This is a genomic window from Actinoplanes sp. NPDC049802 (assembly GCF_040656595.1).
Taxonomy (GTDB): domain Bacteria; phylum Actinomycetota; class Actinomycetes; order Mycobacteriales; family Micromonosporaceae; genus Actinoplanes.
The window spans coordinates 118,774-141,012 of record NZ_JBFAMR010000002.1 but is presented as its reverse complement, the minus strand read 5'-3'; the positions used below and the strand labels follow the sequence as shown (position 1 = coordinate 141,012).

Annotated in this window: 21 protein-coding genes and 1 pseudogene; 9 read left to right on the top strand and 13 right to left on the bottom strand. The window is 71.6% G+C overall.

The features are described from left to right. The first annotated feature begins 11 nt into the window (after positions 1-11). The 3 genes from hsaB (at position 12) to AB0I88_RS02075 (ending at position 1,977) form a co-directional block, all read left to right on the top strand. On the top strand, positions 12-557 hold the full coding sequence (gene hsaB, locus AB0I88_RS02085) for a 3-hydroxy-9,10-secoandrosta-1,3,5(10)-triene-9,17-dione monooxygenase reductase subunit (protein WP_361017325.1): 546 nt from the start codon (positions 12-14) through the stop codon (positions 555-557). A gap of 145 nt (positions 558-702) precedes the next feature. Beyond that, positions 703-1,284 carry a Uma2 family endonuclease gene (locus tag AB0I88_RS02080; protein ID WP_361017323.1) on the top strand — a complete coding sequence of 194 codons (582 nt, stop codon included), beginning with the start codon at positions 703-705 and terminating at the stop codon, positions 1,282-1,284. 150 nt (positions 1,285-1,434) lie between these two features. Then, positions 1,435-1,977 (top strand): Uma2 family endonuclease, encoded by a 543-nt coding sequence (locus AB0I88_RS02075; protein WP_361017321.1) that lies wholly within the window; start codon positions 1,435-1,437, stop codon positions 1,975-1,977. Positions 1,978-3,231: 1,254 nt separating this feature from the next. Here AB0I88_RS02075 and AB0I88_RS02070 read toward each other — a convergent pair. From AB0I88_RS02070 to AB0I88_RS02045, 6 genes and pseudogenes are all read right to left on the bottom strand, one after another. Continuing rightward, a pseudogene (locus tag AB0I88_RS02070) lies at positions 3,232-4,050 on the bottom strand (serine/threonine-protein kinase); the annotation flags it as partial. A 239-nt stretch (positions 4,051-4,289) separates the two neighbouring features. Beyond that, positions 4,290-5,261, bottom strand: a complete 972-nt coding sequence (locus tag AB0I88_RS02065; protein WP_361017319.1) for an acyl-CoA dehydrogenase family protein — start codon at positions 5,259-5,261, stop codon at positions 4,290-4,292. Next, positions 5,262-6,458: an acyl-CoA dehydrogenase family protein gene (locus tag AB0I88_RS02060; RefSeq protein WP_361017317.1), complete on the bottom strand. Its 1,197-nt coding sequence runs from the start codon at positions 6,456-6,458 to the stop codon at positions 5,262-5,264. Continuing rightward, the gene (locus AB0I88_RS02055; protein ID WP_361017316.1) at positions 6,455-7,594 is read right to left on the bottom strand and encodes an acyl-CoA dehydrogenase family protein; all 1,140 of its coding nucleotides are present in this window, start codon (positions 7,592-7,594) and stop codon (positions 6,455-6,457) included. Before AB0I88_RS02055 ends, AB0I88_RS02060 begins: the two co-directional genes overlap by 4 nt. Next, entirely contained in the window at positions 7,591-8,427 is an 837-nt protein-coding gene (locus AB0I88_RS02050) for an enoyl-CoA hydratase (protein ID WP_361017314.1), read from the bottom strand. The genes AB0I88_RS02055 and AB0I88_RS02050 overlap by 4 nt, the downstream gene beginning before the upstream one ends. After that, positions 8,424-9,923, bottom strand: a complete 1,500-nt coding sequence (locus AB0I88_RS02045; RefSeq protein WP_361017312.1) for a FadD3 family acyl-CoA ligase — start codon at positions 9,921-9,923, stop codon at positions 8,424-8,426. Before AB0I88_RS02045 ends, AB0I88_RS02050 begins: the two co-directional genes overlap by 4 nt. 48 nt (positions 9,924-9,971) lie before the next feature. On the opposite strand from AB0I88_RS02045, the gene AB0I88_RS02040 reads away from it, so the two are divergent. The 3 genes from AB0I88_RS02040 to AB0I88_RS02030 all read left to right on the top strand — a co-directional run bounded on the left by AB0I88_RS02040 (position 9,972) and on the right by AB0I88_RS02030 (position 13,042). Next, positions 9,972-11,147 (top strand): acyl-CoA dehydrogenase family protein, encoded by a 1,176-nt coding sequence (locus tag AB0I88_RS02040; protein ID WP_361017310.1) that lies wholly within the window; start codon positions 9,972-9,974, stop codon positions 11,145-11,147. Further along, positions 11,144-11,914, top strand: a complete 771-nt coding sequence (locus AB0I88_RS02035) for an SDR family oxidoreductase (RefSeq protein WP_361017309.1) — start codon at positions 11,144-11,146, stop codon at positions 11,912-11,914. Before AB0I88_RS02040 ends, AB0I88_RS02035 begins: the two co-directional genes overlap by 4 nt. Before the next feature lie 75 nt (positions 11,915-11,989). Continuing rightward, positions 11,990-13,042, top strand: a complete 1,053-nt coding sequence (locus AB0I88_RS02030) for a DUF3068 domain-containing protein (protein WP_361017307.1) — start codon at positions 11,990-11,992, stop codon at positions 13,040-13,042. 33 nt (positions 13,043-13,075) lie between these two features. Here AB0I88_RS02030 and AB0I88_RS02025 read toward each other — a convergent pair whose 3' ends face one another. Then, the gene (locus tag AB0I88_RS02025) at positions 13,076-13,243 is read right to left on the bottom strand and encodes a hypothetical protein (protein ID WP_361017305.1); all 168 of its coding nucleotides are present in this window, start codon (positions 13,241-13,243) and stop codon (positions 13,076-13,078) included. Positions 13,244-13,255: 12 nt separating this feature from the next. Then, a complete protein-coding gene (locus AB0I88_RS02020; RefSeq protein WP_361017303.1) occupies positions 13,256-14,353 on the bottom strand; it encodes a steroid 3-ketoacyl-CoA thiolase in 1,098 nt (365 codons plus the stop codon). A 95-nt stretch (positions 14,354-14,448) separates the two neighbouring features. Here AB0I88_RS02020 and AB0I88_RS02015 point away from each other — a divergent pair, with 95 nt between their 5' ends. Then, positions 14,449-15,675: a cytochrome P450 gene (locus AB0I88_RS02015; RefSeq protein WP_361017301.1), complete on the top strand. Its 1,227-nt coding sequence runs from the start codon at positions 14,449-14,451 to the stop codon at positions 15,673-15,675. Positions 15,676-15,827: 152 nt separating this feature from the next. On the opposite strand, the gene AB0I88_RS02010 is transcribed toward AB0I88_RS02015, so the two are convergent. Next, positions 15,828-16,688: an alpha/beta hydrolase gene (locus tag AB0I88_RS02010; protein WP_361017299.1), complete on the bottom strand. Its 861-nt coding sequence runs from the start codon at positions 16,686-16,688 to the stop codon at positions 15,828-15,830. 111 nt (positions 16,689-16,799) lie between these two features. Between AB0I88_RS02010 and AB0I88_RS02005 the strand changes: the two genes are divergently transcribed. Together AB0I88_RS02005 and AB0I88_RS02000 are read left to right on the top strand one after the other, a co-directional pair. Beyond that, the gene (locus AB0I88_RS02005) at positions 16,800-18,470 is read left to right on the top strand and encodes a GMC family oxidoreductase (protein ID WP_361017297.1); all 1,671 of its coding nucleotides are present in this window, start codon (positions 16,800-16,802) and stop codon (positions 18,468-18,470) included. Beyond that, entirely contained in the window at positions 18,467-19,930 is a 1,464-nt protein-coding gene (locus AB0I88_RS02000; RefSeq protein ID WP_361017295.1) for an NAD(P)/FAD-dependent oxidoreductase, read from the top strand. The genes AB0I88_RS02005 and AB0I88_RS02000 overlap by 4 nt, the downstream gene beginning before the upstream one ends. Here AB0I88_RS02000 and AB0I88_RS01995 read toward each other — a convergent pair. From AB0I88_RS01995 to AB0I88_RS01980, 4 genes are read right to left on the bottom strand one after another with little or no spacing between them, the layout of a single operon-like run. Continuing rightward, positions 19,905-20,489 (bottom strand): DUF6346 domain-containing protein, encoded by a 585-nt coding sequence (locus AB0I88_RS01995; RefSeq protein ID WP_361017293.1) that lies wholly within the window; start codon positions 20,487-20,489, stop codon positions 19,905-19,907. The two genes, AB0I88_RS02000 and AB0I88_RS01995, sit on opposite strands and share 26 nt — an antisense overlap. 11 nt (positions 20,490-20,500) lie before the next feature. Beyond that, positions 20,501-21,511: a hypothetical protein gene (locus AB0I88_RS01990; RefSeq protein ID WP_361017291.1), complete on the bottom strand. Its 1,011-nt coding sequence runs from the start codon at positions 21,509-21,511 to the stop codon at positions 20,501-20,503. Then, the gene (locus AB0I88_RS01985; protein ID WP_361017289.1) at positions 21,508-21,834 is read right to left on the bottom strand and encodes a hypothetical protein; all 327 of its coding nucleotides are present in this window, start codon (positions 21,832-21,834) and stop codon (positions 21,508-21,510) included. The genes AB0I88_RS01990 and AB0I88_RS01985 overlap by 4 nt, the downstream gene beginning before the upstream one ends. Continuing rightward, entirely contained in the window at positions 21,828-22,217 is a 390-nt protein-coding gene (locus AB0I88_RS01980; RefSeq protein ID WP_361017287.1) for a YbaB/EbfC family nucleoid-associated protein, read from the bottom strand. Before AB0I88_RS01980 ends, AB0I88_RS01985 begins: the two co-directional genes overlap by 7 nt. Positions 22,218-22,239: the final 22 nt, after the last annotated feature.

Sequence of the window (22,239 nt, the reverse complement as noted above, 5' to 3'; positions counted from 1 at the left end):
AGGTGACGGCCGTGGACCTGGAGCCCGCACGGTTCCGCCGGGTTTTCGGGCACTTCGGAACCGGGGTCACCGTCATCACCACGGCCGACCGCGACGGACCCGCCGGATTCGCCTGCCAGGCCTTCGCGCCGCTGTCGCTGGACCCGCCGCTCGTGCTGTTCTGCCCCCGGAACGGCTCCGGGACGTGGCGGCGGATCCGGGCGTCCGGCGTCTTCTGCGTCAACGTGCTCGCCGCGAACCAGCGCGAGGTCTCCCGGCTCTTCGGCGCCGCCGGGGACGACCGGTTCGCCGCCCTCGACTGGCGGCCCGCGCCGTCCGGGGCGCCCGTCCTCGCCGACGTGCTGACCTGGGCGGACTGCGCGGTCGAGGCGGTCCACCCGGGCGGGGACCACGCCGTCGTCATCGGGCGGGTCACCACGCTCGGCCCGTGCCGCGACGTCGCGCCGCTGCTCTTCTACCGCAGCCGCTACACGTCCACGGCGCCCGGCTCGCCCTACGAGCCACCCGAGGTCGTCGACACCCTGCTGTCCTGGCCCCGTCACACCGACTGGATCTGAGATCACCCGTTCGCATGGAATCCGGTCCGGGATCTTGGCGCTGATCTGCCTGTTGCAGGGCCGCCGAGCAGCGGTGCGGTCTGTTCGGGCAGCCGGATGGGTAGGCTACGGGGGTGAGCCAGTATTCCCTCGAGGAGGTAGCTTCATGAGCGCCGAACCGGCGGCCGAGTGGCACATTCCGCCAGTGGAGGGGTACACCGCGGATGACCTGGATCGCATTCCCGATCTGCCGCCGCACACGGAGCTCATCGACGGAAGTCTCGTCATCGTGAGCCCGCAGAAGCGCTTTCACATGAAGATGTTGCGCCTGCTGGAGAATGCGCTCGTCCAGTCCGCGCCGCGGGACTCGTTTCATGTGAGCCGGGAGATGTCCGTGGCGCTGGGCCTCCGGCAGCGGCCGGAGCCGGACCTCATCGTGGTGCGTGCGGACGCGGAGATCGACGACGACGCGACCTGGTATCCGGTGGAGGCGGTCGTGCTCGCCGTGGAGGTCGTCTCGCCCGAGTCGCGGGAGCGCGACCGGGTGCGTAAGCCGCTGCTCTACGCCGGCGCCGGGATCCCGCATTTCTGGCGGGTGGAGGAGAACGGCAAGGAGCCGGTCGTCTACGTCTTCGAGATCGAGCCGGTGACGCGCCAGTACGTGCCGACCGGGATCTTCCACGACCGGGTGACCCTGAAGGTTCCGTTCGAGATCGACATCGACCTCACCGAGATCAACCGGATGTGACCGTCGCTCGCAGCGTTCGAAGGCGGCGCCGCTGCTCTTTCGCCGCTGCCGCTGGACGTCCACCCCGGTAGGCTGCGGGATGAGCGAGATTCCGCGGAGGGGGTAGGGCCCGTGAGCGCCGAACCGGCTGCAGAGTGGCACCGTCCACCGGTGGAGGGATACACCGCGGACGATCTTGATCGGATTCCCGACCTGCCGCCGCACACGGAGCTCATCGACGGGAGTCTCATTCTTGTGAGCCCGCAGAAGTTGTTCCATTCGCTTGTCGTCGACATGCTCGTGAATGCTCTCCGAGCGGTCGCGCCCCGGGTGGGATATCGAGTGGTGCGGGAGATGTCGGTGGTTCTGGACCAGAAGCAGCGCCCAGAGCCTGATGTCGCTGTCGTGCACGCGGCTGCGGTCACCGACCGGGCCGCGACCTGGTATCCGGCGGAGGCCGTGGTGCTTGCCGTTGAGGTGGTCTCCCCCGAGTCCGCCGTGCGGGACCGCAAGCGCAAGCCTCAGCTCTACGCCGAAGCCGGAATTCCGTACCTGTGGCGGGTAGAGGAAGCCGAGGGCGCGCCGGTCGTTTACGCATACGAACGTGACCCGGCGACCCAGTCGTATGGCCTTCTGGGAATCTTCCACGATCGAGTGGTTCTCAAGGTTCCGTTCGAGATCGACATCGACCTCACAGAAATCGACCGGATGTGACCGTCAGTCGCAGTGTTCGAAGGTGCTCTGCCAGGACAGGCCGCCGACGGCGCCGCCCCACTTGACGCAGACGCCCCCGGCGACAGCCGTCACCGGGCCCGCGTAGTGGTGGAAGGTGCCCTTGTCGGCGACCTGGCTGCCGCCCTGGACCTCCAGCGAGGCCGCCATCGCCGTCTGCTGGTCCAGATCGGTGCTCTTGACCGTCACCACGCAGTTCGAGCCGTCCGCCGCGTGGAGCAGGTAGACGACGCCGCGTTTCACCCCGGCCGCCGTGGTCAGCGGGTGCTTGTCGATCACCGAGTAGCCGTCTCCGCAGATCTCGGCCGGCTTGTACGGATTCGTCGTGCCCGGCGACGCGTCCGGGTCGGCGCTCGCGGACGCCTCCGGATCGGTGGGCGCGTCCGGGTCGGTCGGTGACGACTCGTCCACCGGCTCGGTCGGCTTGGCCGGCGCATCGTCGTTCTTCGGCGTCTCCCGCTGTTCGATGGGCTTGTCGGTGACCTGGTCGCGGGGACGCTGGGCCGTCGCGCCGCCCGCTCCGGGCTGATCGCCGCCGGTAATTCCGGGGGAATTATCCGAATTGTCTGATGTCCACCGGTCGCCCAGGAGGATGCCGCCGCCGGCCAGCATCAGGCCGACCGCCACCGCGGCCAGGGCCACGGTCAGCTGGCGGGTCTTGCGGGGTCGCGCCCCGGTGGCGGTCATCGTGCCCGTCCCGGTCTCGTGCCGCAGCGATCCGAGCGACACCGCCCCGGACACGGCCGTCCCACCGGCCGAACCCGGCCCGTCCCCGAACGACGAAGCCTGCCCGGCCCCGAACGACGGAATCTGTGCCTGCCCCGTCCCGAATCGGGGAGCCTGCTGCTGCGGCGCGGCACCGCCGCCCGAACCCTGCGCGGTCCCGAACGACGGTCCCTGCGTGGTCCCGAACGACGGTCCCTGCGTGGTCCCGAACGACGGTCCCTGCGTGGTCCCGAACGGCGGCCTCTGCGCCGTCCCGGATGACGGCCCTTGCGCGGTTCCGAACGACGGTCCCTGCGTGGTCCCGAACGGCGGCCTCTGCGCCGTCCCGGATGACGGCCCTTGCGCCGTCCCGAACGCCGGCCCCTGCGAGCCGCCGCCCGGACGCCCCTGCGCCGTCCCGAACGCCGGCCCGGCGGGGTGCGGCGGATTCGGTGCGCTCACCGCGTACCCCGAATGGGTTGCACCCGGACGGCCCGACGGGATCCCCGCAGCCCGCGCACCCGGCTGGGACGCCGCCTGCGCGGCCGCCGCCATCGCCGCGGCGTCGGCGAAACGCCGGCCCGGATCGCGGTCGAGCGCCCGCATCACCACCGCGGCCGTGGCGGGCGGCACGTCCGGCGGCAGCACCGGAGGCTTGCCGTGCACCAGTTGGGCGAGCACCGCGAGCGGGTTCTCGCCGACGAACGGCGGGCGGCCGGTGAGACAGCAGAACGCGACCGCGCCGAGGGCGTACACGTCGGTGGCGGCCGTCACCGGACGGCCCTCCGCCTGCTCCGGCGCCATGTAGTGCGCGCTGCCGAGAACCACGTTGGTGCTGGTGATGCCGGTGACCCCGACGGACCGGGCGACACCGAAGTCGACCAGCACGATCGCGCCGGCCGGGCGCACCAGCAGGTTGCTCGGCTTGACGTCGCGGTGGATGATGCCGGCCTCGTGAGCGGTCTGGAGGGCACCCGCCACCTGCGCCACGATCGTCATCGTCTCGGTGGCGCCGAGCCGGCCGGCCTGCTGGATCCGCTTCGACAGCGGGGTCCCGTCGATGTACTCCATCACCAGGTAGTCGAGCCGGTGCGCGCCGACGGCCGCGTTCTCGCCGTAGTCGTAGACCTGCACGATCCCCGGATGCCGCAGCGCCGCCATCATCCGCGCCTCGGACCGGAACCGGGTGATGAAGTCCGAGTCCGACATCAGCGCCGGGAGCAGCACCTTGACCGCGATCTCGCGCCGGAGCAGCAGGTCGTCACCACGCCACACCTCGCCCATACCGCCCGCGGCGATGCGCTGGGTCAACTGGTAGCGGCCATTGAGCATGACACCTGGTGAGAGCACCGGATCATGCTAGTCGGCTCTCGCACACCGCACGCCCGCCGATGGGTGGGTTCGCTTCAAAGGAAGATCGGCGAGTAGGACCGACGGGACACGGATCACGGCTATAGGTGTCCCGGAAGCACGACACCCGCAACGGGTGTCATCACACCCACAACGGGTGTCGGTTTCTCAGTGCACACATCGCTCCGGACGCCTGCCGTCCGTCCGCCGGGCAGCCGGCCCATCATCGTCCGGCCGTGTCAACCGTCCAGCAGGGCCGGCGACAGCCGTGCGACATGTCCGGAAGCCTGCCCGAAAAGCTGAGCCGACGCCCAGGCCCGCCGCAGGTAGAGGTGCGCGTCGTGCTCCCAGGTGATGGCGATCCCACCGTGCATCTGCGTCATCTCGGCGGCCACCGCCAGCAGCGTCTCGGACGCGGTGACCTTCGCCACCGCCGCGAGCCGGCTGTCCGTCCCGAGCGCGGCGACCGCCGCCTCGGTCGCCGACCGGGTCGCCTGCACCCGCACGTACGCCTCGGCGAGCCGGTGCTGCAGCACCTGGAACGACCCGATCGGCCGCCCGAACTGATGCCGTACCCGTACGTATTCGACGGTCAGCTCCAGCGCCCGTTCCGCCGTGCCGGTCTGTTCGGCGGCCAGCGCCGCACAGGCCAGATCCCGGACCGGCGCCGCCTCGCCGAGCCGCCTCCCCGGCACCCGGTCCAGCCGGACGGTGCTCACCGGCCGGGCCGGATCCAGCGGCTCCGGAGTCCGCTGATCCACGACGTGCGGCTCCACCTCGTACAGGCCGGCGGGCAGCGCGACGAGCAGGGTGTCCGCGATCGCCAGATCCAGCACGTCCCGGAACGACCCGCTGACCAGCCCGTCCTCGACCGTCCCGGAACCGGCCCAGGCCACCGCCACGATCCGCTCCCCGGCACAGATCTCCGGGAGCAGCCGAACATCCCCGACCCGCAGCAGCAGGTGTGTGGCGAGGACCCCGCAGCCCAGCATGGGGCCGGGAGTCAGACTCCGCCCCAGCTCCTCCAGCACGACGGCCGCCTCCGCTGGTGTCGCCCCGGAACCGCCGTGCTCCTCCGGCACCGCCAGCCCCGCGACCCCGATCTCCTTGCAGAGCCGCCCCCACAGCGCGGCGTCGAACCCCGCCCGCGCCGAATGCTCCCCGGCCAGCGCCCGCACCGCCGCGCGAAGGGCCGCACGCTCCTCGATCATTCAAAGACCTTCCTTCCCGGTACGGGCATGCCTGCTCCCCACCGGATCGACACCGTCCCGCCTGCTCCACGCGGCCGTCTGCCCACTCCCGGCCGTCCGGCGGCCGCCGGGCTGATCCGTGTGGTCACCGGCTGCCCCGTCCGCGAGTTCGCTGAGGATCCGGGCTCGATGCCAGGACGGCGTGCCCCACCCGAGGTCCAGCACCCGCACCAGCCCGAGCCAGCGCCAGAGCCCGTGCTCCCGCGTGTACCCGACCGCCCCGTGGACCTGCAGCGCCGCCCGCGCGGCCTGCCGGGCGGCCGCCCCGCAGGCCACCTTGGCGGCCGAGACGTCCACTCGCGCCGACCCCACCGCCCCGGCTTCCACCGCGATCGTCACCGCACCCGGTCCGGTAGCGGTCGCCGGTGTGCCCGGTCCGGTCGCGGTCGTCACCGTGCTCCGTCCCGTCGCGGCGGCCGCCGCGTAGAGCAGAGGGCGCGCGAACTCGATCGCCACCGACACGTCCGCGAGCCGGTGCTGGACCGCCTGGAACGAGCCGATCGCCCGCCCGAACTGCGCCCGCTTCCGGGCGTGCTCGACCGACATCTCCAGCAGCGCCCGGGCCGCGCCGAGCAGTTGCGCCGAACAGGCGAGCGTCCCCAGCTCCAAGGCCGGTCCCGGATCCTGTCCGGTAACGATCACCGGGCCGCGGTCCACCTCGGACAGCCGCCGGGCCGGGTACAGGGACGGCCGCACCCGCCCGGCCCGGCCCTGCCGGATGTCGGCGCCGTCCACCACCAGGATCAGATCCGCGCTGTCCCCGTCGACCGCGAACGGCAGCCACGGCGGCGCCACCAGCGAGGCGATGACCCGTCCCTGAGCCGGCGTCGGGAGCCACTCCGTCGCGCCGGGTGGGGCGGCGGACAGCAGCGACGGGACGGCGGCGAGAGACTCCGCGACCGGCCCGGGCACGGCGTGATGGCCCAGCTCCTCGCAGGCGATCACCAGGTCGTCAGGACCGGCGCCCGCCCCGCCCCGGTGTTCCGGGACGAGCAGCCCGGTCACCCCGGCCCCGGCCAGCGCCGACCACAGGGCCCGGCCCGGGCCGGGATCGCCGTCCGCCCACGCCGCCGCCACCTTCGGCAGGTCCGCGCCGGCCAGCATCGCGTGCAGCACCGCCGCGAACGCCAGCTGCTCCTGCGAAGGCGCGAGCCTCATCGCGGCTCCCGGGGAAGCCCGAGCACCCGCTGCGCGAGGATGTCCCGCTGGATCTCGTTGGCGCCCGCATAGATCGGCCCGGCCAGCGCGAACAGGTAACCCGCGACCCACTCCGGATCCGCCTCGGCGAACGGCCCGAGCACGTCGAGCGCCGTCTCGTGCAGCTCGACATCCAGCTCGGACCAGAACAGCTTGGTCGCGCTCGGTGGCACGGGCCGCTCCAGCGACGCATACGCCGCCATCCGGTACGCGTGGGCCTTGATCCACACGTCCGCCACCCGTTCCCCACCGGCATCGAGCCGGTTCGGTGGCGGGGAGGCGGCGCCGGGATGCTGACCGGCCCAGAGGTGGACCAGGCGGCCGGCCGCGGCGGTGAAACGGCCCGGACCCCGCAGGGCGAGCCCGCGTTCGTGCCCGGCGGTGCTCATCGCCACCCGCCACCCGTCGCCCGGCTCGCCGATCACGTCGGCGTCCGGCACGAAGACGTCGTCGAGGAAGATCTCGGCGAACCCGGCCGCCCCGTCGAGCTGCCGGATCGGCCGGACCGTCACACCGGGCGCGCGCAGGTCGAACATCAGATAGGTGAGGCCCCGATGCCGCCGCTCCCGCGGCGCCGAACGGAACAGGCCGAACGCCCGGTCCGCCACCACCGCCCGGGAACTCCACGTCTTCTGGCCGGACAGCGACCAGCCGCCGGGCACCCGCCGGGCCCGGGAGCGGAGGGCGGCGAGGTCACTGCCGGCGTCCGGTTCCGACCAGGCTTGCGCCCACACCTGCTCGCCGCGGGCCATCGGCGGCAGGATCCGGGCGCACTGTTGCGCCGTCCCGTGCGCCAGCAGGGTCGGCGCCAGCAGGAACAGACCGTTCTGTCCGATCCGGACGGGCGCGCCAGCCGCGTGATACTCCTCGTCGAACAGCAGCGCGTGCAGTGGCGGCGCCGCCCGGCCGCCGTGCTCGGCCGGCCACGTCACCGCCGCGAGCCCGGCGCGGTGGAGCCGCCGTTCCCAGGCCCGGTGCGCGCGGTCGCCGTCGGCGGTGTCCACCCCGGGCAGGGGGCCGGCCGGGACGTTCGCCGCCAGCCAGCCCCGGACCTCGTCGCGGAACGCGACCGCCGCGGCGTCGAGGTCCAGGTTCATTCGGCGGCCTTCTTCATGGCGGTGGCGTCCAGGCCGGCCAGCGGGTCGGAGGTCGTCTCCGCGTTGTGGGAGTGGGCGACGTGGTGCAGACCGAAGACCGTGTCCATCCCGGCGCGCATGCCCATCTGGTCCTCGCACAGGTTGATCGCCCGCTTGGCCAGCGCCAGCCCGAACGACGGCATCGCCGCGATCTCGGCGGCCAGGGCGAGCGTCTCGGACTCCAGGTCGCGGCGGGGGACGACCCGGTTGACCATGCCCACCTCGTACGCCCGCCGTGCCCCGAAGCGTTTCCCGGTGAAGAGCACCTCCCGGGCGAAGCGCGGCCCCAGCATCCACGGGTGGGCGAAGTATTCGACGCCGGGGATGCCCATCCGCAGCACCGGGTCGGCGAAGAACGCGTCGTCGGCGGCCACGATCAGGTCGCACACCCAGGCCAGCATGAGCCCGCCGGCCACGCAGGCGCCCTGCACCATGGCGACGGACGGCTTGGGGATCTCCCGCCACCGCCGGCACATGCCCAGGTAGACCTCCATCTCGCGGGCGTACCGCCGGTCGGCGCCGTCCCGGCCGGTGTGGTCCCACCAGGTCACCGCACGACGGGGGAAGGGCACGTCGGCGTCACGTTCGGGGGTGCCGATGTCGTGGCCGGCGGAGAAGTGGTCGCCCGATCCGGCCAGCACGATCACCGCCACGGCGGGGTCGTCGACGGCCCGGGTGAACGCGTCGTCGAGGGCGTAGGTCATCGCCGAGTTCTGGGCGTTGCGGTACCGGGGCCGGTTCATCGTGACGAGCGCGACCGCGTCCCGCCGTTCGTAGCGGACGACTTCGCTCATCGGTTCTCCCGGAGCCGGTATTTGAGGACCTTGCCGCTCGCGTTGTGCGGCAGGCCGGGCGGGAAGGCGACGGACCGCGGGACCTTGAAGCCGGCCAGCCGTTCCCGGCAGTGGCCGAGCACCTGGTCGGCGGTGAGCCGATGTCCGGGGCGGGCCACCACGTACGCCTTCCCGACCTCGCCGAGCCGCTCGTCCGGCACCCCGACCACGGCCGCCTCGGCGACACCGGGCAGGGCGGCGAGTGCCCGTTCCACCTCGGCGGGGTAGACGTTGAAGCCGCCGGACACGTACATGTCCTTGAGCCGGTCGGTGATCGTCAGGTTGCCGGCGGCGTCGAGGGTGCCGACGTCGCCGGTGTGCAGCCAGCCGTCCGGGTCGACGGCTTCCGCGGTGGCGGCCGGATCGTCGAGGTAGCCGAGCATCACGTTGGGGCCGCGTAGCAGGATCTCGCCGTCCTCGCCGGCGATCCGCACCTCGAAGCCGGCGGCGGCGCGCCCGCTGGTGTACGCCACGGTCCGGGTGTCGTCGCCGGGCCGGCACATGGTCGCCACCACCGCCTCGGTCAGCCCGTACGCGGTGAGCACGGTCGCGAACCCGAGCTCGTCGCGGATCCGGTCGACGAGGACCGGTGGCACGGTGGCCGCCCCGCTGACGGCCAGGCGCAGGGACCGCAGGTCGCGCCCGGATCGCGCCGGATGGTCGAGCAGCCCGGTGTAGAGGGTCGGCGGGCCGGGCAGCACGGTGATCCGTTCGGCTTGGACGAGGTCGAGGGCGCGGGACACGTCGAAGACGGCCTGTGGGATCACGGTGGCCCCGCTGACCAGGCAGGCGAGGATCCCGGCTTTCAGGCCGAAGCTGTGGAAGAACGGGTTGACGATCAGGTAGCGGTCGCGGAGGTCGAGCCCGCCGATCTCGGCCCATGCCCGGGCCACGGCGAGCGACTGCCGGTGCGCGCTCATCGCCCCTTTGCTGCGGCCGGTCGTCCCGGACGTGTAGAGGATGTCGCTGACGTCGTCCGGGCGTACCTCCGTGGCGCGTTTCTCGGCCGTGGCGCGCGGCACCCGGCCGGATCGCTCGCGGAAGGCGTCCCAGTCGGGCAGCGGCAGCACGAACGGCGGCGGTTCGGCGCCGATGTCGCGCAGGGCGGCGAGCCGGTCGGTGCCGAGGAACGGGCCGGTGACGATGAGGCCGCGGGCTCCGCTGCGGCCGATCACGTCGGCCGCCTCGACGGCGGTGTAGCGGGTGTTGACGGGCACGAGCGTGGCGCCGGCGTAGAGGATCCCGAGCGCGGACAGCATCCACTTCGCGCTGTTGGGGGCCCAGACGGCGACCCGGTCACCGGGCTCGATCCCGGCGGCGATCAGTGCGCGGGCCACCGTGACGACCTCGTCGTGCAACTCGGCGAAGCTCCACCGGCGCACGTGCGGGTCGACCAGGGCCGCGTTTCTGCCGTACTCGTGCGCCGCCCGCGCCAGCGCCGCCGGGACGGTCTCCATGGAACCCCCATCGAGAACTCTTACCAAGCAAGTGCTTGGTCGCCTAGGGTGAGCCTACGTGTGCTCCCGGAGGTGACGCCAGTGACCGACGACGATGTGTTCCGGCGCGAGATCCGGGACTGGCTGGCCGCCGAGCTGACCGATGATCTGCGTGGCGCCGGCGGCCCGGGCCGGGAGAACGAGGCCTTCGCCGCCCGTCTCGCCTTCGCCCGGCGGCTCGCCGCAGCCGGGTGGACCACGCTGGCCTGGCCGGTCGCCCACGGTGGGCGCGGCGCGCCGCTCACCCGGCAGGTGATCTTCCATGAGGAGTACGCGAGAGCCGGCGCCCCGAGCCGCGTCGACCACATCGGAACGACCATGGTGGGCCCGACCCTGATCGCCCTCGGCACGCCCGCGCAGCGTGACCGGTTCCTGCCCGCGATCGCCGCTGTCGACCAGCTGTGGTGCCAGGGCTACTCCGAGCCGGGCGCCGGTTCCGACCTGGCCGGTGTCACCACCCGGGCCAGGCTGGAGGGCGGCCGCTGGGTGCTGACCGGCCAGAAGGTGTGGACCTCCCTGGCTCACGTGGCCGACTGGTGTTTCGTGCTGGTCCGCACCGCGCCGGTCCCGCTCGGCGGCCCGCGCCACGCCGGACTGTCCTACCTGCTGGTGCCGATGCGGCAGCCGGGGGTGACGGTGCGGCCGATCCGGCAGCTGACCGGCGACAGCGAGTTCAACGAGGTGTTCTTCGACGGCGCCACCACCGAGGCGGGCCTGGTGGTCGGCGAGCCGGGCCGGGGCTGGCGGGTCGCGATGGCCACCCTGGCCTTCGAGCGGGGCGCCGCCACGGTCGGCCAGCAGGTCGGCTTCCAGCGGGACCTGGACGAGCTGGTGGCGGTGGCCCGGCGGACCGGGGCGACGGCCGATCCGGCGCTGCGGGACCGGCTGACCCGCGCGTGGATCGACCTGACCGTGCTGCGCGCGCACACGCTGCGCAGTCTCACCGAGGACCTGCCGGCCGGCTCGTCGGTGATCAAGCTGCTCTGGACCCGCTGGCGGCAGGGTCTCGGCGAACTGGCCATGGACGTGCTGGCCGCCGGTGACGCCGGACCGGAGGCGACCGGGCGCTGGCAGCGGTACTTCCTGTTCAGCCGGGCCGACACCATCTACGGCGGGTCCAGCGAGATCCAGCGCGGCATCGTGGCCGAGCGGGTGCTCGGGCTGCCCCGTCAGGCCCGGGGATGACCGGCCCGGCCGGGCGCGGGCTGCTGGCCGGAAAGGTCGTCGTGGTGACCGCGGCGGCCGGGGCCGGGATCGGCTCGGCGGTGGCCCGGCGCAGCCTGGACGAGGGTGCCCGGGTGGTGGTCGGCGACAGCCACGAGCGCCGCCTCGGCGAAACCCGCGACCGGTTGTCCGGCCTGTTCCCGGGCCGGGTGTGGGCGATCCCGTGCGACGTCACCGACGAGGCCGGGGTGGCTCGGCTGATCGACGGCGCGGTCTCCCGGTACGGGCGGATCGACGTGCTGGTCAACAACGCCGGGCTGGGCGGCAGCCGGCCGGTCACCGAGATGTCCGACGACGAGTGGCACCGGGTTCTGGACGTCACCCTGACCGGAACGTTCCGCTGCACCCGGGCCGCGCTGCGCCGGATGATCGCGCAGGGCGGCGGCGGGGCGATCGTCAACAACGCGTCGGTGCTGGGCTGGCGGGCGCAGGCCGGGCAGGCGCACTACGCCGCCGCGAAGGCCGGGGTGATGGCGTTCACCCGGTGCACCGCGCTGGACGTGGCCGGGCACGGCATCCGGGTGAACGCGGTGGCGCCGAGTCTGGCCGCGCACCCGTACCTCAGCCGGGTGATCAGTGAGCCGGAGCTGGCCGAGCTGGCCGGGCGGGAGGCGTTCGGCCGGGCCGCCGAGCCGTGGGAGGTGGCCACCGTGATCGCCTTCCTGGCCAGTGACTACGCCTCCTATCTGACCGGCGAGGTCATCTCGGTGAGCAGCCGGCACCCGTGAGAATCCAGGGGTTCTCATCGATGTTACGGAGCAGTAGATTGTAACGCGTTCTAATTTCTGCGATGGGAGGCCGCGATGAAGCGGATCACCGGCGCGGCACTGTTCGGACTCGGCATCCTCAGCCTCCTCCTCGCGATGGCCCTGGTCTGGATCATCGTGCCCTCGCAGGAGAGAGTGCCGCTCGACCTGGTGCCGCCGGACGTGGTGGTGGAGGCCGCCGGCGCGTCGTTCGTACAGGCCAAGACACTGCCGAACGGGACGCCGCAGGTGGTCGTGGAGAACGCCGGCCTGCGGTCCGTCACCGGCATCAAACCCGACTTCGAGGCGGCCGCCGAGATCCCCGGCGAGCAGGCCGGCGAGACCCTGGTCTGGAACGTGTACCACTCCACCCAGCGGATCGACACCAACGAGACCATCAACAGTTCGGAGAGCCGGGTCGCCCTCGACCGCACCACCGGCGAGGCCGTGCCGTGGGCCGGGCAGTGCCACCTCGAGGAGAAGGCCGACCCGGCCGCCGGCGTCGGCTGCACCCCCGGCAACGTCCAGTTCGAAGGCCAGCTCTACCTCTTCCCGTTCGGCACCGAGAAACGCGCCTACCAGTACTGGGACTCCACCCTCGGCGAGGCGCTGCCGATCGAGTACCAGGACGAGGAGCAGTTCAACGGGCTGCCCACCTACCGCTTCCAGCAGGTGGTGCCCGAGCAGGAGGCCGAGATGGACCCGCAGACCCTCACCGGGCTGCTCGGGTTCCTGGCGCCCGGCGCCACCAGCGGCACCATCGCCTACCGGGCCACCCGCACCCTCTGGGTGGAGCCGATGACCGGCGCCATCGTCGGATACCGCGAGCAGCAGCACCGCGAGCTGGTGCCGGACACCGGCGCCCGGGTCGTCATCTTCGACGCCGACCTGCAGTACGACCAGGCCACCCTGGACGCCGTCGGGGCCGAGGCCGAACACGGGCGCGACCTGCTGCTCCTGCTCGGCCGGTACGTCCCGATCGGGCTCGCCGTCCTCGGTCTGCTGCTGATCGCGGCCGGCGTGCTGCTGTCCCGGGGCGCCGCACCGCGCGGCGGGCACCGGGCGGCCGACACGACCGAGCCGCTGCCGACGCCGGTGCCCCACAACTGAACGCTCCGCCCGTACCCCGCCTGGTTCTGATCTTCATCTGGTGCCGTAGAAACCGGGCGGGACGGCCGGGTCGTTCCCGGACATGTTCGACGCGACCTCGGAGGCGCTGGGGTTGATGGCGGCCATCACCAGGGTGACGCCGATGGCGGCGAGCACGGCCGCGACCACCGCGCTCAGCAGCATGTACCGCAACGGAACCATGACAGAGCTCCTCTACAGCCGTTCGATGACGCTCGCGGTCGACATCGCCCCGCCGGCGCACATGGTCACCAGCGCGGTCGTGCCGTCGATGCGCTCCAGCTCGTGCAGCGCGGTGGTCAGCAGCCGGGCCCCGCTGCTGCCGACCGGATGGCCGAGCGCGATCGCCCCGCCGTTGACGTTGACCCGGTCCGGATCGGCGCGGTGCACGGCCATCCAGGACAGCACCACACTGGCGAACGCCTCGTTCACCTCGCACCGGTCCAGGTCGTCGATCTTCATGCCGGCCCGGGACAGCACCCGGTCGGTGGCCGCGATCGGCCCGTCCAGGTGGTAGTACGGCTCCGCGCCGACCAGGCACTGCGCCACGATCCGGGCCCGCGGCCGCAGTCCCAGCGCGCGCGCCCGGTCGGCGTCCATGATCAGCAGCGCGGCCGCACCGTCCGAGATCTGCGACGACGTGCCCGCCGTGTGCCGTCCGTCCGGCAGCACCGGTCTCAACCCGGACAGCCCCTCGAACGTGGTCTCCCGCAAGCCCTGGTCGCGGGTGACGTCGCCGACCGCGACCACCTCCCGGTCGAACCGGCCCTCCGCCCAGGCACGGGCCGCGTTCGCCTGCGAGCGCACCCCGAACCGGTCCAGATCCTGTCTGGTCAGGCCGCGGCGGTCGGCGATGCGCTCGGCCGCCACGTACTGATTCGGCAGGTCGATGTCCCAGGAGCCCGGCCGGGGCAGGCCGGCGTCGCCCAGGTTGGCGCGCAGCGGCACCCGGCTCATCGACTCCACCCCGCACGCCACGCCCGCGCTGATCGCGTCCGCGGCGATCAGGCCGGCGATCAGATGCGCCGCCTGCTGCGCCGAACCGCACTGGGCGTCGATCGTGGTGCAGCCGGTGGCGTACGGCAGGCCCGCGTGCAACCACGCCGTACGGGTGATGTTGTTCGACTGCTCCCCGCCCTGGGTTACGCAGCCGCCGATGGCCTGTTCCACCTCGGCCGGTGGCAGCGCGCGCAGCGCGGCGCCGAGCAACTCGGCCGGATGCAGGCCGGACAGCCACCCGCCGCGCTTGCCGACCGGGGTCCGAACCGCATCGACGATGACCGGTGTCCCCACCGCGACCTCCAGCTAGAACCTGTTCTCGATTGAACCTACCAAATCTGTCTGATGCCATGTTTGAATCGGTAGAACTTGTTGCTGTAGGAGGAGCCGTGGCCGAGCCGCGCACCCGCATCGACCCCACCGATCCGGACGTCTACCTGCACGGCATCCCGCACGCCGAGTTCGCCGAACTGCGCCGCGCCGAACCGGTCAGCTGGATCCCGCAGCCCCGCGGCAGCGCCGGATTCGACGACGAGGGCTACTGGGCGGTCACCCGCCACGCCGACGTGATGACCGTGTCCCGGGACAGCGACACCTACTCCAGCCGGGAGAACACCGCGATCGTCCGCTTCCAGCCCGACATGACCCGCGACCGGATCGAGATGCAGCAGGCCGTACTGCTCAACATGGACCCGCCGCAGCACACCAAACAGCGCGCCGTCGTCTCCCGCGGCTTCACCCCGCGCGCCGTCAACAGTTTGCGCGCCGCCCTGCAGACCCGCGCCGAGCGCATCGTGCACACCGCCCTCGCCACCGCCGACGCCGGCGACTTCGTCACCGAGATCGCCTGCGAACTGCCGTTGCAGGCCATCGCCGAACTGCTCGGCGTCCCCCAGGACGACCGCCGCAACGTCTTCGAATGGTCCAACTCGATGATCGGCTACGACGACCCCGAATTCCGCGGCGCCGACCCGATGGAGTCCGCGATGGGCCTGCTCGGCTACGCCATGCAGATGGCCGACGAACGCCAGGCCTGCCCCCGCGACGACATCGTCACCACCCTCGTCAAAGCGGAGATCGACGGCTCCCACCTGTCGATCGACGAGTTCGGCTTCTTCGTCCTCATGCTCGCCGTCGCCGGCAACGAGACCACCCGCAACGCCATCTCCCACGGCATGCTCGCGCTGCTGTCCAACCCCGAACAGTGGGAGCTCTACAAGCGGACCCGCCCGCGTACGGCGGTCGACGAGTTCGTCCGCTGGGGCAGCCCGATCAACGCCTTCCAGCGCACCGCCCAGCGCGACACCACCCTCTCCGGAGTCCCGATCCGCGCCGGCCAGCGGGTCGCCATGTTCTACGGCTCGGCCAACTACGACGAGGACGTCTTCGCGTCACCGCACACCTTCGACATCACCCGCAGCCCCAACCCGCACCTCGGCTTCGGCGGCAGCGGCGCCCACTTCTGCCTCGGCGCCAACCTCGCCCGCCTGGAGATCGACCTCATCTTCAACGCGATCGCCGACCACATGCCCGGCATCACCCTCGCCGGCCCGGCGCAGCGCCTCCGCTCCGGCTGGATCAACGGCATCAAACACCTCCCCGTCCGTTACCGCTGACATTCGCGGGGGTGGTGGTTTCGGTGTGTGGGGTTGGGGTGCGCTGTGCGCCTGAAGTCCACACGCGGGTGGTGGTTTCGGTGTGTGGGTTTCGGGTGCGATGCGCGCCCCAACTCCACACGCTGGTGCCCTTGGCGCGTCGGCGGGTGGTTTCAGGGTGTGAGGAGGGAGGCACAGCGGTCGGGGGCGTCGGAGAACGGGAGGTGGCCGGCGCTCGGGAGGGCCACGTGGCGGGCGGTCGGCAGGATCGTGCGGGCCCGGCGGGACTGGCGGAACGGGAGGATCGCGTCACGCGTACCCCAGGCGATGGTGACCGGGATGCGGGTGAGTGAGCCCGCCTCGGCGAAGGACCACGGGCGAAGGTGGGTGGAGGCGTCGCGGGCCGCGGCGAAGCCGGGCGCGGCGGCCAGGGCGCGGGCCGCGGCGACGGCGTCGGCCGGGTCGAGGCGTGCCGGGTGGGCGTAGAAGAGGGCGCAGAACGCGGACCGGCCCACCGTCGACGCCATGATGCGGGGGAGGGATCCGTCGAGGCGGGTGGCGGCGGCGCGGGCGGTGGTGACGGCCGTCTGGCACCAGCGGCGTTCCGCCGGCGTCCAGAAGCCGATCGGGGCGAAGGCGGTCACCGCCCGGGCGCGGCCGCGGCGGCCCAGCTCCAGGGCGATGCCGCCGCCCAGCGAGTTGCCGGCGACCGCGGGAGTGTCCACACCGAGCCGGTCCAGGAACTCCTCCAGCTGGTCGGCGAGATGCGCGACCGAACCGGGGAGTCGCGGCGCGGCGTCGTGATCGCCCGAGCCCGGGGGCGAGACGGGCGGCCAGGGTGGGGAGGCGCCGAAACCGGGCAGGTCGACGGCGATCACGTCGTAGCGGGTGGCGAGAGTGCCGATGATCGGGGACCAGACCTGGCGGTGGCTGCCCAGGCCGTGGATGAGCAGCAGAGGCGGGCCGGATCCGCGGCGTTCGTAGGACAGCTCGGTCACCGCTGAGCCGGATGGTTCGCTCGCAAGCTCGCTCATGGGGGCCAGCCTCTCACCGCGGGTGGCGGGACCGGAAGGTGATTGGCGCTGCGAGCCAAGACCGGAAACCAGTTGTTGACATGTTGCCAATAAGGGTGTGATGGTACGGCGATGTCGTACGACTACGACGTCCTCGTCATCGGCTCCGGCTTCGGTGGCAGCGTGACCGCGCTGCGCCTCACCGAGAAGGGCTATCGCGTCGGCGTCCTCGAAGCCGGCCGCCGGTTCACCGACGAACAGTTCGCCAAGACGTCCTGGCGGCTGCGCGACTACATCTACGCGCCCGCGCTCGGCTGCTACGGCATCCTGCGGCTCACCCTGCTCCGCGACGTGATGATCATGTCGGGCGCCGGGGTCGGCGGCGGCTCGCTCGGTTACGCCAACACCCTGTACGAGCCGCCCGACGCGTTCTTCGCCGACCCGCAGTGGTCCGGCATCGCCGACTGGAAGTCCGAGCTGGCCCCCTACTACGAGCAGGCGAAACGCATGCTCGGGGTGACCGTCAACCCGGTCGAGACGGACTCCGACCGGGTCCTGCGCGCGGTCGCCGACGACATGGGTGTGGGGCACACGTTCCGGCACACCCCGGTCGGCGTGCTTTTCGGGGACCGCCCGGGGCAGGAGGTCGAAGACCCGTTCTTCGGCGGCGCCGGACCGGACCGCCGGACCTGCACCCTGTGCGGCTCGTGCATGACCGGCTGCCGGGGCAACGCCAAGAACACCCTGGTCAAGAACTACCTCTACCTCGCCGAGCGGGCCGGCGCCGAGGTGCACGCGCTCACCACGGTCCGGTCCGTGCGGCCACGCGACGGCGGCGGCTACCTGGTGGAGACCCGGCGCACCGGCGGGCTCGAACGGCGGACCTTCACCGCGGAACAGGTCGTCCTCGCCGGTGGCGCCCTCGGCACCCAGCGACTGCTGCACCGGATGCGCGACCGGGGGCTGCTGCCGGACGTCTCCCCACGGCTGGGGGAGCTCAGCCGTACCAACTCGGAGTCGATCCTCGGAGCGCGCACCCGCCGCACCGACCGCGACTTCAGTCACGGGATCGCGATCACCTCGTCGATCCACCCGGATCCGGTCACCCACGTCGAACCGGTCCGGTACGGACCCGGCAGCAACCTGCTCGCGCTGCTCGCCACGGCGCTCGTCGACGAGGGCCGCCCCCGCTGGTGGCAGGCCGTCAAGACGATCGCGAAAGCCGGCCGCGACATGCGGCTCTACCTCTCACCACGGAACTGGTCGAGCCAGACCGTGGTGCTGCTGGCCATGCAGCCGCTCGACAACTCGATCACCGTGCACACCCGGCGCGGCCTGTTCGGGCGGCGGATCACCAGCCGGCCCGGCATCGGCGAACCCAACCCGGTGTGGGTGCCGGCCGCGCACGACGTGGCCCGCCGGGTCGCCGCCGAGGTCGACGGGGTGCCGACCGGCTCCTACACCGAACTGGTGGGACGGCCGGTCACCGGGCACTTCATCGGTGGCTGCGCGATCGGCGCGGACCCGTCACAGGGGGTCGTCGACCCGTACCACCGGCTGTTCGGGCATCCCGGACTGCACGTCATCGACGGCTCGGTGGTCGCCGCCAACCTGGGCGTCAACCCGTCGCTGACGATCACCGCCCTGGCCGAGCGGGCGGTCGCGCTGTGGCCGAACGCCGGTCAGCCGGACCCCCGGCCCGCATCGGGTTACGTGCCCGTCGAACCGGTCGAGCCCGTGAACCCGGTCGTGCCGGCGTCCGCCCCGGCCGCCCTGCGGATCACCATCGGACGGCGGCCATGACCAGGATCGTGATCATCGGCGCCGGGTTCGGTGGGGTGGCGGTCGCCGCCGAGCTGCTCCTGGCCGGTTTCGACGATGTCGTCGTCCTGGAGAAGGCGGACCGGATCGGTGGCGTGTGGCGGGACAACACGTACCCCGGATGTGCCTGTGACGTGCCGGCGCCGCTCTACTCGTACTCCCGGGCCCTGAACCCGGACTGGTCGCGCCGCTACCCGCCGCACGACGAGATCCTCGCCTACCTGCACCGTTGCGCTGCCGAATGGGGCGTCACCCCGCTGGTCCGGTTCGGCACCGAGGTCGCCTCGGCGACGTGGTCCGGCGGCGGCTGGGAGATCACGATCAAAGGCGGTGAGACGGTACGCGCCGACGTGCTGATCCCCGCGGTCGGTCAACTGTCGCGCCCGTCGATCCCGGCCCTGCCCGGCGCCGACGGCTTCGCGGGCGTGGCCGTCCACACCGCGCACTGGAGCCCGGACGTACCGATCGAGGGCCGCCGGGTGGCTGTCGTCGGCACCGGTGCGAGCGCCATCCAGCTGGTCCCCGCGATCGCCGGTACGGCCGCCCACATCACCGTCTTCCAGCGCACCGCGCCCTGGACGGTGCCGAAACCCGACCGCCGCTACGGTCGCCTGCGCAAGGCCGCCTCCCGCCGGTTCCCCGCTCTCATGCGACTCTCCCGGGCCGCCACCTGGGGTCTCACCCTCGTGGCGGGCGCCGCGGTGACCGGCAACCGCCCGGTAAGCGCCCTGATCCGCGGCTACTCCTGGGCGCAGCGCCGCTGGCAGGTCCGCGACCCGGAGCTGCGCGCCAAGGTCACCCCGGACGAGCCGCTGGGCTGCAAACGGATCCTGTTCACCAACGGCTGGCTGCCGGCGCTGGCCCGCCCCGACGTCGACCTGGTCACCGAGAAGATCATCGCGGTGACGCCGACCGGGATCCGGACCGCCGACGGCACCGAGCACCCCTGCGACGTGCTGGTCTACGGCACCGGGTTCGCCGCCACCGAGTTCCTGGCACCGATCCGCGTGACCGGGCGCGACGGGGTGGACCTGGCCGACGAGTGGCGGGACGGCGCGCACGCGTACCTCGGCCTCGCGGTCCCCGGGTTCCCCGACATGTTCCTGGTCTACGGGCCGAACACGAACACCGGCAACACCTCGGTCATCTACTTCCACGAGGCGCAGGCCAGGTGGATAACGCAGGCCGTCCGGCGGGTCGCCGCAGGCGACCATCTGGAGGTACGGCCGGAGGTCGCGGCCGCCTACGACTCCGAGATCCAGTCGCGCCTGGCGGATTCGGTGTGGACGGCGTGCCAGAGCTGGTACCGCACGGCCGCGGGCCGCGTCGTCACCAACTGGCCGGGCAGGGCCTCCGAGTACCGCCGCCGAACCGCCACCCTCAACCGCTCCGACTTCCTGCCTGATCCATTGGACGTCACCTCCGGCCGAGCGCCAGGCTGATCATCAATCCGGCGACGAATAGAGGCAACATGCCGACCAGCCCGATCGCGATGCCGATCCAGTGAAGCCAGGGCCGCGCTGGGGTGTCCTGACGAGCGAGTTCCATACTGGGCCCACGTTCACTGAGGCGGCCGACGCGGACGTCGCGGCCGATGTCGGTTGACCCGAACAATACGTCGCTCGTCAGCCTGTCGTCGGCTGTCCCATCGTCCCAGCGGACGGCGAAACGGCAGGTCTCCCAGTAGCCGAAACCGCGGTTGGTGACCGGACCCTGTCGGTCACAGCGGTTGACGGTCGCCCACCCGGTGACCCGGGCGTCGTCGAAGTCATGGCCTGACAACCTGACGAAGGTAGCGCTCACACCGAGAAGAGCCAGTCCCAGTGCGATGACGCAACCGAAGAACGCAATTGTGCTCAGCCAGCCACCCTCGCGTTCCGTGACTGCCTTGGCCGGATCTGCGGCCGCCGCTCTCGACGCCGCCTCTGCCTGTGCGAGTTCCGCTTTGGCCTCCTCCATCCGGGCGCGGTATTTCGCCAGCGGATCCTTGTCGGAGTCCATGACTGACCTCCTCAGTCGGGAAGATCGATCGGGATCGGCTCCGGGTCGTCCTCTCGCACGTTGTCGGCTGCCGATCCCGAGTTCTGTGAGGTGTTCGCCTGAGAGGCGGCCCGTCCGGTGTTGATGACGGTTTGTTGCAGAGGGCCGTAGACGCTGGCATCCCCCTGGCTGAGCACACCGTAGGCTTTGAACGGGCCGGTCCAACCCTGCCGGGCTGTGTTGGCCGCCTCGACTCGGTGAACCATCAGGATCGTGATATCCGCGTTGTGCCGGGCCTGATCCGTCCTGAACCTGCTGAGCTTCGCCATGAGATGCCGTAGCTTCCATATGCCTTCGCCGATCTCATGAATCCTTGCCATCAGCTGCCGGACGGTATTCATGATCTTCGTGCTTGTGTTGGCCACCAGAATCGCGACCTCCGTAAGCGCTTTCGGTATCAACACGGCGGTGGCTGCCTGGACCAGTTTGGAGATGACGGCGCCGACGACCTGAGCGATGATGTCGCGAATGGTGTTCCGGGCGATGCCCACCACCGCGCCCAAAGCGGTTGTCGCCTTGCTGAGCCCGTCCGCGATGCTTCCCATCGCCTGGATGGCTTCGGCATGGTGTCGAGCGAGCTTGCGGTAGGCGGCAGCCGACTCGGCGGCCCAGATCGCGGCGGTGTCCTTCACCTCGGTGACGAAGGAATCCGTCACCTCATAGATGCGCCTCTCGATATTCTTCCAGCTGTTCGCATGTCCTTCGATGGCTTTGGGGTCACCCATCAGCCTGTCAAGCGGTTCCCGCAGGATGCGGACGTGTTCCATGGCCCAGCCGACGCCGGCCGCGAACAGCGACTGAAGCGGATCGACGATGGTTCCGAGGGCCGCCAGCGCAGCGGCGAGCGTGTTGCCGCCCGCGGCGGCGATGTCGCCCTTGATCACGCTCTCCACTGCGCCGCTGACCGATTCGAAGATGCCGGCTCCCTCATGGAACTTCGTGTCGGTAGCGGGAGCGACAAGGCCACCGTAGGTGTCACTCATCGCCGTTCCTCCTGGAAGCGCAGAACCTGTGCCGCCTCCGCATCGGTGAGGTTGACGTCAACCGTGAGAGCACGAACGAGATCGGCGAGGTTCGAAGTCGTGTCGGCTCCGTCACGCAACTCCTGGACGGCATCCTCCTGGGCGATGTTGAGCATCGGCAGAATCAGGATGCTGGGCCACTCGCCGTAGATCTCGTCCTGCTGATCGAGGTGGGAGGCGGCCCCTGCGACCTCGGCAAGCCTCTCCGCGTGAGAATCCACCTTGTTCGCGTGACCTGTCAACGCGTCCGTGTCGAGGTGGAGTAGAGGCTCAGCCATCACCAATCACGCTCCTCTCGCGGATCGGACGGCTGCGCCGGAAACTGGTCGGCGTAGGTGCCGGTGATGAACGACGTCGTGTCCGAGTCGGAGCCGAACATGCCCTTGACCAGCTCGCCCATCTCCTCGGAGAGCCGGGCCTGAGCCCGCCTGCTCGTCGCCATGATGAGCTGCGCCAGCTCCTGCGGGGCGAGTCGCATCGCCTCGTCGGTCAGCGTCAGGCTGCTCAGCCCTCCGGCGTGATCGACGGTCACGACGACGTCGCCGTCGCGGGACTCCGCCGAGCCGGATACCTGCTGCATCCGCCTGCTCAGATCATGGGTGGCCTCGGTTTGCCGCTGGACCCGCCACTGCCAGTCGGCGAGCAGGTCCTCCGGGTCCTGTGGCATGGCTTCCCTCCCGTGGGGGCGT